The sequence below is a fragment of the Isoptericola hypogeus genome, assembly GCF_039531145.1.
Lineage (GTDB): Bacteria > Actinomycetota > Actinomycetes > Actinomycetales > Cellulomonadaceae > Isoptericola > Isoptericola hypogeus.
Window position 1 is genome coordinate 214,345 of the sequence record NZ_BAAAPM010000003.1, and the last position, 8,776, is coordinate 223,120.

6 protein-coding genes are annotated in these 8,776 nt (G+C 74.2%); 1 reads left to right on the forward strand and 5 read right to left on the reverse strand.

Annotation, left to right across the window (positions count from 1 at the left end):
• Window positions 1-44 precede the first annotated feature (44 nt).
• The 5 genes from ABD254_RS03340 to ABD254_RS03360 all read right to left on the reverse strand — a co-directional run bounded on the left by ABD254_RS03340 (window position 45) and on the right by ABD254_RS03360 (window position 7,426).
• Window positions 45-3,062: a molybdopterin-dependent oxidoreductase gene (locus ABD254_RS03340; RefSeq protein WP_344245650.1), complete on the reverse strand. Its 3,018-nt coding sequence runs from the start codon at window positions 3,060-3,062 to the stop codon at window positions 45-47.
• Window positions 3,059-4,033 (reverse strand): FAD binding domain-containing protein, encoded by a 975-nt coding sequence (locus tag ABD254_RS03345; RefSeq protein WP_344245651.1) that lies wholly within the window; start codon window positions 4,031-4,033, stop codon window positions 3,059-3,061. The genes ABD254_RS03340 and ABD254_RS03345 overlap by 4 nt, the downstream gene beginning before the upstream one ends.
• Window positions 4,024-5,274, reverse strand: coding sequence for an XdhC family protein (locus ABD254_RS03350; protein ID WP_344245653.1), 1,251 nt, complete (start codon window positions 5,272-5,274; stop codon window positions 4,024-4,026). Before ABD254_RS03350 ends, ABD254_RS03345 begins: the two co-directional genes overlap by 10 nt.
• Before the next feature lie 97 nt (window positions 5,275-5,371).
• Window positions 5,372-6,853 carry an NCS2 family permease gene (locus ABD254_RS03355; RefSeq protein WP_344248478.1) on the reverse strand — a complete coding sequence of 494 codons (1,482 nt, stop codon included), beginning with the start codon at window positions 6,851-6,853 and terminating at the stop codon, window positions 5,372-5,374.
• A gap of 57 nt (window positions 6,854-6,910) precedes the next feature.
• Window positions 6,911-7,426 (reverse strand): nucleoside deaminase, encoded by a 516-nt coding sequence (locus ABD254_RS03360; RefSeq protein WP_425553632.1) that lies wholly within the window; start codon window positions 7,424-7,426, stop codon window positions 6,911-6,913.
• 422 nt (window positions 7,427-7,848) lie between these two features.
• Here ABD254_RS03360 and ABD254_RS03365 point away from each other — a divergent pair, with 422 nt between their 5' ends.
• Entirely contained in the window at window positions 7,849-8,775 is a 927-nt protein-coding gene (locus ABD254_RS03365; protein WP_344245655.1) for a sulfurtransferase, read from the forward strand.
• Window position 8,776 lies beyond the last annotated feature (1 nt).

Here is an 8,776-nt window from a genome sequence, read left to right on the forward strand (position 1 = left end):
ACCTTCGGTGGTTCGACTTCGCGACGCGTACCTCGATCTCGCGGTCAGGACGCCGCTGCCTTGATCTCCAGGTAGACCTTGTCCCGGGCGAGCGGGAGCTCGGTGAACCGCACGCCCGTCGCGGCGCGGAGCGCGTTCGCCAGCGCCGGCGCCACGGGGTTGAACGGGCTCTCGCTCATCGACTTCGCGCCCATCGGCCCGGTCGAGTCGCTGGTGCGCGCGAAGTAGACCTCGCTGCGCGGCACGTCCGCGAAGGTCGGCAGGTGGTACTGGCGGAAGATGTCGGTCGTGACGCGCCCGGCGTCGTCGATCACCACGTCCTCGTACAGCGCGGCGCCGAGCGCCTGCGCGATGCCGCCCTCGACCTGGCCGCGGCACTGGCGCGGGTTGACGACCTCCCCCGCGTCCGCGGCCTGCACGCTCTGCAGGATGCGGATCTCCCCGGTGCCGCGATGCACCGCGACGCGGAAGCCGTGCACGTTGAACGCCACCGAGCGCGGGGTGCCGCCCCAGCGCCCCTCCGCGACCAGGCGCACGCCTGCCGCGTCGGCGTGCCGGGCGAGCTCGGCGAGCGGCACCTCGCGCCCCGCGCACTCGACGGCGCCAGGGACCAGCCGGCAGTCCGCCGGCGCCGCGCCCGTGAGCGACGCCGCGACGACGCGCAGCCGCTCCGCCAGCTCCGTCGCGGCCGCGAGCGACGCCTTGCCCGCCACGACCGTCCCGGTCGAGCCGAACGCGCCCGTGTCGTGCTCCACCAGGTCCGTGTCCGACTGCCGCACGACGACGTCCCGCGCCTGCTGCCCGAGGGCGCTGGCCACGAGCTGGGCGTGCACCGTCGTCGTGCCGTTGCCGAACTCGGCCGTACCGACCTCCGCCTCGAGCACGCCGTCGGGGCGCAGCCGGGCGCGGGCGTGCGACAGGTGCCCGCGCGGCGGCACGGTGTCGATCATGGACAGGGCCGTGCCCTCGCCGATCCCCCACTCCTCGCCCAGCCACGGCGACCCGGGGTCGGCCGGGTCGGCGCCGTACGCGGCGACGTCGCGCGCCCGTCCGCGGGCCAGGGCGTCGTCGGCGAGCTCGATGCACTGGTCGAGGCCGTAGCTGCCGTACAGCACGTCCTCCTCCGGCTCGGGGTTCAGCGACAGCATGGGCTCGCCCTCGAGCACGACGTTGCGCCGCCGCAGCTCGAGCGGGTCCAGGCCGAGCTGCCGCGCGAGCTCGTCCATCGCGGACTCGACGGCGAAGATCATCTGGCTCAGCCCGTAGCCGCGAAACGCGCCGGCGGGCAGCGTGTGCGTGTAGACGCAGTGCGCGTCGACCTTCTTGTTGGCGCACCGGTAGACGGCGATCGACTCCCCGCAGCCGTGGAACATCACGCCCGGACCGTGGTTGCCGTACGCGCCGGTGTTGCTCAGCACGTCCAGGTGCAGGGCGGTGAGCGTGCCGTCGCGGCGGGCTCCGGCCCGGACGCGGATGCGGAACGGGTGGCGCGTCGTGGTGCCGGTGAACGTCTCCGTGCGGGTCAGCTCGAGCTGCACCGGGCGGCGCAGGCGCAGCGCCGCGAGCGCCACGACGTCCTCGACCAGCACCTCCTGCTTGCCGCCGAACCCGCCGCCGACGCGCTCGCACAGCACGCGCACGCGGTCGGCGGGCAGGTCGAGGACCCGCGCCAGGTGGCGTCGCGCCAGGAACGGCACCTGGGTCGACGTCCGCACGACGAGGCGCCCGTCGTCGTCGAAGGACGCGATCGCGGCGTGCGTCTCGAGCGCCGCGTTCTGCACGCGCTGGGTGCGGTACGTCGCCTCGTGCACGACGTCGGCCTGCGCCAGGGCGGCCTCGACGTCGCCGAGCTCGGTGTGCACCTCCGCCACGACGTTCGACTCGGGGCGGGACACCCGCGCGGTCACGGGGTCCAGCTCAGGGTGCACCAGCGGCGCGCCGGGCACCATCGCCCGCTCGGGGTCGATCAGGGCGGGCAGCACGTCGTACGTGACGCGCACGCGCCGCGCACCCTCCTCGGCGGCCGCGACCGAGTCCGCGACGACCGCCGCGACCCGCTGCCCCACGAACCGTACGACGTCGTCGAGGACGCGCGTGTCGTCCGGGTCGTCCGTCCACAGCTCGTGCTGGGCGGTGCTGAACCGCGCCGCGGGCGCGTCGGAGTGCGTGAGCACCGCCCGGACGCCCGGCACCGCGAGCGCCTCGGACACCTCGATGGCCGCGACCCGGGCGTGCGCGTGCGGGGAGCGCACGAGCTTCATGTGCAGCAGGCCGGGGTAGGCCCCGGGGTCGACGTCGAGCGTGTACCGCACCTGCCCGGTGACCACGCCGCGGCCCGCCGGCGCGGGCTCGGACGTGCCGAACGCGCGGCCCGACGGCGCCGCGGACGGATTGGTGCCGGACGCGCCGTCCTCGGGCGCGCCGACGGCGGGCACCGCCTCGCCGCGCGCGTGCGCCGGGGTCCAGCCGTCGTGACCGTGGTCGCAGGCCGCGGCGCCGGCCGGGTGCGCAGCGCCGCACGCGTCGCCGTCGAGCACGGCGTCCGCGATCGCCCGATACCCGGTGCAACGGCACAGGTTGCCCTTGAGGCTGCGGGGCAGGTTCTCGCGCTGCGAGTCGTCGAAGGTCGCGGCGGTCATGATCATGCCCGCGGTGCAGAAGCCGCACTGGAAGCCCTGGCCGTCGAGGAACTGCTGCTGGGTCGGGTGCAGCGTCTCGTCGGTCGAGCCTGCGCCGTCCTGAGCCTGTCGAACGGTCGAGACCCCGTCCTCGGCACCCGTCCACGTGGCCGCCAGGCCGCCGATCGTGGTGACGTCGCGGCCTGCGGCCCGGCGCGCCGGGTAGACGCAGCTGTGCACCGGCACGCCGTCGACGTGCACCGTGCACGCGCCGCAGTCGCCGCCGTCGCAGCCCTTCTTCACGCCCAGCGAACCCTGCTCGCGCAGGAAGGTGCGCAGGCACTGACCCGCGCGGGGGGTGGCGTCGACGGGGCGCCCGTCGACGACGATCGTCGGTGTCGGGGTCCCGGCCGGGGTGGCGGTGGTGGTGGTCGCGTCGGTCATCGGTCGCCTCCGTCGGTCGGGCCGGTCGTGGGCCTGGTGATCGGCGCGGCCGTCGGCGCGGTCGTCGGCCGGACGATCGGCCCGATCGTCGGAACCGCGCCGTCGAGCAGCTCGGCGCGGACCTCCTCCGCGAGGCGGTAGGTCATGTCCCGGCGCCACGCGGGCAGGCCGTGGATGTCGTCGTGGTAGAGCTCGGACGGGATCGCGGCGTCGATGGCGGCCGCGAGGTCGTCGGGGCCGGGTCTCCCGGCCGCGGCCGGGAACCGCAGCTGGACGGGCCGGCGCGTCGACGCCGTCACCGTCACGACGAGCTCTCCGGCGCCGTCGTCCCCGACGTCGCGCGCGGCGCCGTCCGGCGGGTCGAGCCTTCCGACGAGCAGGACGCCGGAGCGCCCGAGGTTCGACAGCGACAGCCGCCGGAACGCCGTCCGCGCGCGGAGCGCCCGCTCGGGGATCCGGATCGCGCGCAGCAGCTCGCCGGGGGCGAGGGTGTTGCGCAGCTCGCCGGTGACGAGCTCGGCCACCGGCTGGGTGCGCCGGGACCCGCCGGGCCCCCACACCTCGGCGACGCCGTCGAGCGCCGCGGTCAGCGAGATCATCGGCCCGGCGGGCAGCGACGTGCAGACGTTGCCGCCCACCGTCGAGGTGTTCCAGATCTTGAAGGACGCGACGAACGAGTCGCAGCACGGCCGCACCAGGCCGAGGGCCGGCCACGCGTCGCGCACGCGGGCGACGGCGTCGGAGTCCGGGAACGCGTACAGCTGCGCGACCGTGCAGGTGGCGGCGATCTCCAGGCCGTCGTCGGTGACGGTGAGCGGCTCCCACCCGGCGCCGGTGACGTCGAGCAGTCGTTGCAGCGTCTGGCTGCCGTACGAGAACAGGACCGTGCCGCCGGCGAGCCAGGCGTCCCCCTCGCGCCAGTCGGCGGGGTCGGCCGTGAGGACGAGGTCGGTGACGGTGTTCAGGTCCACCGGAGGAGCTCCTTCGCTCGTGCGGGTGCTGCGGGTGCTGCGGGTGCTGGTGCTGCCTGTGCTGGTGCCGTGGGGGCCGGAGCGGGTGCCGGCTCGCGTGGCGGCGCGTGCAGCGGGCCTTCCGTGCGGCTGAGCGGCTCCACGCGGTAGCGACCGTGCCGCACGGCGACCAGCTCGGCGACGACCGACACCGCCACCTCCTCCGGCGTGACGGCCCCGAGGTCGAGGCCGATGGGCGAGCGCAGCCGCGCCAGCGAGTCGTCGCCGACGCCGTCGGCGCGCAGGGCCCGCACGCGCTGCGCGTGGGAACGTCGCGAGCCCATCGCCCCTACGTACGCGAGCGGCAGGCCGAGCGCGAGCCGCAGCACCGGCACGTCGAACTTCGCGTCGTGGGTGAGGACGGCGACGCCCGTGCGCGCGTCGAGCCGCCCCGCGGCGGCCTCGGCCGCCAGGTACCGGTGGGGCCAGTCGACGACGATCTCGTCCGCCTGCGGGAACCGCCGGGGGGCGGCGAAGACCTCGCGCGCGTCCACGAGCGTCACCCGGTAGCCGAGCAGCCGCACGGCCCGCACGAGGGCGCCGGCGAAGTCGTTGGCGCCGACGACGACGAACCGCGGCGGCGGCAGCCGCGACTCCACGAGGAGCGCGACCGGTTCGTCGTCGCACGCGCCGTCCGCGACGCCGGGCGCGGCGTGCACGGTGGCGTTGCCGCCCGCGCGCAGCACCGCCGCGACCTGCGCGGCCGCGGCGCGCAGCGCCCCCGGCTCGACGACGTCGGCCAGCGCCCGGGCGACGTCCACCTCGTCGGCCGCGCCGTCCAGGACGGTGGCGGTGGGCCGCGGGACGTCGAGACGGCGCACGAGCGCAGCGGGCGCCGGGCCCGCGGCGGCGATCCTCCCGAGGGCGTGCGCTGCCGGGTCGTCGGGCCCGAGCACGGGCTGCACGTGCACCTCGAGGGTGCCGCCGCACGACAGCCCGACGGCGAACGCGTCGTCGTCGGAGTAGCCGAACGTCTCGCGGTGGCACGCGCCGGTCGCGATCGCGTCGAGGCAGGCGGCGTGCACGGCCGCCTCGACGCAGCCGCCCGACAGGCTGCCGAGCACGGCGCCGTCGGCCCGCACCGCCATCGCGGTGCCCACGGGCCGGGGCACGGAGCCGGACGCCGCGACGACGGTCGCGACGGCGAACGGCGGCTCCCCCCTGCGGAGCCAGGGGGCGAGCTCGTCGGTGAGCGTGAGCATCAGGAGTCCCTTCTCCCGCTGGTCGGGGGCCGCCGGTCGTGCGTGCCGAGACCCTGGTCCCGACACGCACGACCGGCGGGCACGACCGGCGATCCCGTCACGCGCCGAGGGCCGCCGAGAGCGGTCCGCGGACGAAGTACACGAGGAACCCGGCGGCGACCACCCACAGCAGCGGGTGCACGTCGCGCACCTTGCCGCAGGCGAACCGCAGGAGGACCCAGGTGATGAAGCCGATCCCGATGCCGTTGGCGATGGAGTAGGTCAGCGGCATGGTCACGACGGTGAGGAACACCGGCAGGGCGACGGAGAAGTCGCTCAGGTCGATCTCCTTGATCTCCCTCATCATCATCGCGCCGACCACGACGAGGGCACCGCTGGCGACCTCGATCGGCACGACCGCCGTCAGCGGGGTGAGGAACATCGCCACGAGGAACAGCCCGCCCGTGACGACCGACGCCAGCCCGGTGCGCGCGCCCTCCCCGACCCCGGCCGCGGAGTCGACGAAGACCGTGTTGGACGACGACGACGTCGCGCCGCCCACGACCGCGCCCACGCCCTCGACCACCAGCGCCGACTTGATTCGCGGGAAGTTGCCGTCGGCGTCGGCGAGCCCGCCCTGCTTGGCCAGGCCCGTCATCGTGCCCATGGCGTCGAAGAAGTTCGTGAAGAACAGCGTGAACACGAGCATCGTGGCGGCGAGCGCCCCGATGCGGTCGAACGCACCGAGGCTGAACTGCCCGAGCAGGGACAGGTCCGGCACGGACACGAGCGAGTCCGGCAGCGCGGGCACGGACAGGTGCCACCCGCCCGGGTTCTCGTCCGACGCGGGGCCCAGCTGCAGCACGGCCTCGACGACGATCGCCACGATCGTGGTCGCGACCAGCCCGATGAGCAGCCCGCCCTTGACCTTGCGCGCCACGAGGACGCCCATGAGCAGCAGGCCGAGCACGAAGATCATCGTCGGGACGGTCGAGATCGACCCGCCGTCGCCGAGCTGCACGGGCGGGCCGCCCGGCGTCCGGGTGACGAAGCCCGCGTCCACGAACCCGATGAAGGCGATGAACAGGCCGATGCCCACGGTGATGGCGGCCTTGAGCTGGCGCGGCACGGCGTTGAAGATCGCCGAGCGGGCGCCGGTCACCGCCAGCAGCACGATGAGCAGGCCGTTGATGAGCACGAGGCCCATCGCCTCGGGCCACGTCACGTCGCCGATCACGGCAACGGCGAGGAACGAGTTGATGCCGAGCCCCGCGGCGAGGGCGAACGGCAGGTTCGCCACGAGCCCGAACAGGATGGTCAGCACGCCCGCGGCCAGGCCGGTGACGGCCCCGACCTGCGCGGTCGCGAGCCAGCCGCCGGCGACGTCGACGGGCGCGTTCTCGGCGCTGGTGCCGCCGAGGATGAGGGGGTTGAGGATGACGATGTACGCCATCGCGAAGAAGGTCACCAGGCCGCCGCGGATCTCACGGCCCGTGGTCGAGCCGCGCTCGGTGATCTTGAACAGGCGGTCCAGCGTGGACCGGGCGATGCCGGTCGATCGTGCGTCGTCGTTCTCGGCGGTGTCCCGCCGCGTTCCCAGGATGGTCACGTCCTTGTGTCCTTTCCGGAGGGGGTGGTCGGTCTCCTGGGCGGCGGATCAGTAGTCGATCCGGGTGTCGAGCACGCGCCACGCGTCGAACGGCGCGAGGGCGGTCGTGGTCCGCTCGTGCCGCACGGTCATGACGCCTCCGGCGGCCCGGACCTGCGGGCCGGAGTCGAAGAAGTCGTAGAACACGGCGTCGTCGAACCCGGCCACCGCGGCGTCGTGCCGGTCGGCCGCGAAGTACACGGCGTCGACGCGCGCCCAGAGGGACGACGCGAGGCACATGGGGCACGGCTCGCAGCTGGAGTAGAGGACGGCGCCCGACAGGTCGAAGGTGCCGAGCGCGGCGCAGGCGCGGCGGATGGCGGTGACCTCGGCGTGGGCGGTGGGGTCGTTGTCCTGCGTCACGCGGTTGTTGCCCTCGAAGACCTGGCCGTCTGCGGTGACGATCACGGCTCCGAAGGGCCCGCCGGCGTTCGCGACGCTGTCGACGGCGAGGGAAACGGCCTTCTCGAGGTGTGCTGCGTCCACGGGAATGGCCACGGGGGTGTCCACGGCATTGCGTTCCATGGTGAGTCTCCACGGTTCGGGCAGCGGCCCGGGCACGCCGGCGTCAGCCGGCGATGGCGCTGGCCACGCCGTCGGACTCGAGGGACGCACGGCGGGCCGCTGCAGGTGAGTTGTCGTTCCACCTGGTAGATAGCTGCCGGTGTCGGATCGATCGAGTCTCCTCGTCGACCACCGCGCTGACGTTGACGCCAGAGCGGCCCGGTGCCCGCCGTTGGTAGTGGTGACGCTAGCAGCGCGTGACGCACCCCACAAGGGTTTCGGAAGAACCTTTCCGCATCACGGATCGATGCGGTCTCGAGGGGGCCATCTCGCATCGTGGTCCCACATGATGGACGCGCCCTGTCGGCGCAGGTGGGACTGTTCCTAGAGTGGTCACGACCCACCCGCGCCCGGCCCGGCAGATGCCGACAGATGGAGGAGCCATGCCCGCACCCACCGACCCGACGCCCCGCCTCGCCGAGTACGCACACCCGGAGCGCCTCGTCACCACGGACTGGCTCGCCGCGAACCTCGACACCCCCGGGCTCGTCGTCGTCGAGTCGGACGAGGACGTGCTGCTCTACGAGACCGGCCATATCCCCGGCGCGGTGAAGATCGACTGGCACACCGACCTGCTGCAGCCGGTCGAGCGCGACTACCTCGACGGCGCCGGCTTCGCGGAGCTGCTCGCGAGCCGCGGCATCTCCCGCGACACCACGATCGTGCTGTACGGCGACAAGAACAACTGGTGGGCCGCGTACACGGCCTGGGTCTTCACCCTGTTCGGCCACGAGGACGTGCGCCTGCTCGACGGCGGCCGCAACCTGTGGGTGGCCGAGGGGCGCGAGCTCACCACCGACGTGCCCTCCCCCGCGCCGGGCGTCTACCCCGAGGTCGAGCGCGACGACACGACGTTCCGCGCCTTCAAGGAGGACGTGCTCGCCCACCTCGGCACCGGCCCGCTGGTCGACATCCGTTCCCCGCAGGAGTACACCGGCGAGCGCCTGCACATCCCGGACTACCCGGAGGAGGGCGTGCTGCGCGGCGGCCACATCCCCACCGCGCGCAACGTGCCGTGGGCCACGGCCGTCGCCGCGGACGGCACCTACAAGCCCCGCACCGAGCTCGAGGCGATCTACCGCGAGGGCGGCCTCGGCATCCAGGCCGACGACTCCGTGATCACCTACTGCCGCATCGGCGAGCGCTCCAGCCACACCTGGTTCGCGCTCAAGTACCTGCTCGGCATCGAGGACGTGCGCAACTACGACGGCTCGTGGACGGAGTGGGGCAACGCGGTGCGCGTGCCCATCGCCGCCGGCGACGAGGTCGGCGACGTCCCGGCCGCCCTCGCGGGGTCGCGCGCCGCCTGAG

Bases quoted from the DNA above. Each gene is read 5' to 3' on its own strand.
- ABD254_RS03360 (WP_425553632.1), bottom strand. From the start codon at position 7,426: ATGGAACGCAATGCCGTGGACACCCCCGTGGCCATTCCCGTGGACGCA.
- ABD254_RS03365 (WP_344245655.1), top strand. From the start codon at position 7,849: ATGCCCGCACCCACCGACCCGACGCCCCGCCTCGCCGAGTACGCACAC.
- ABD254_RS03340 (WP_344245650.1), bottom strand. From the start codon at position 3,062: ATGACCGACGCGACCACCACCACCGCCACCCCGGCCGGGACCCCGACA.
- ABD254_RS03350 (WP_344245653.1), bottom strand. From the start codon at position 5,274: ATGCTCACGCTCACCGACGAGCTCGCCCCCTGGCTCCGCAGGGGGGAG.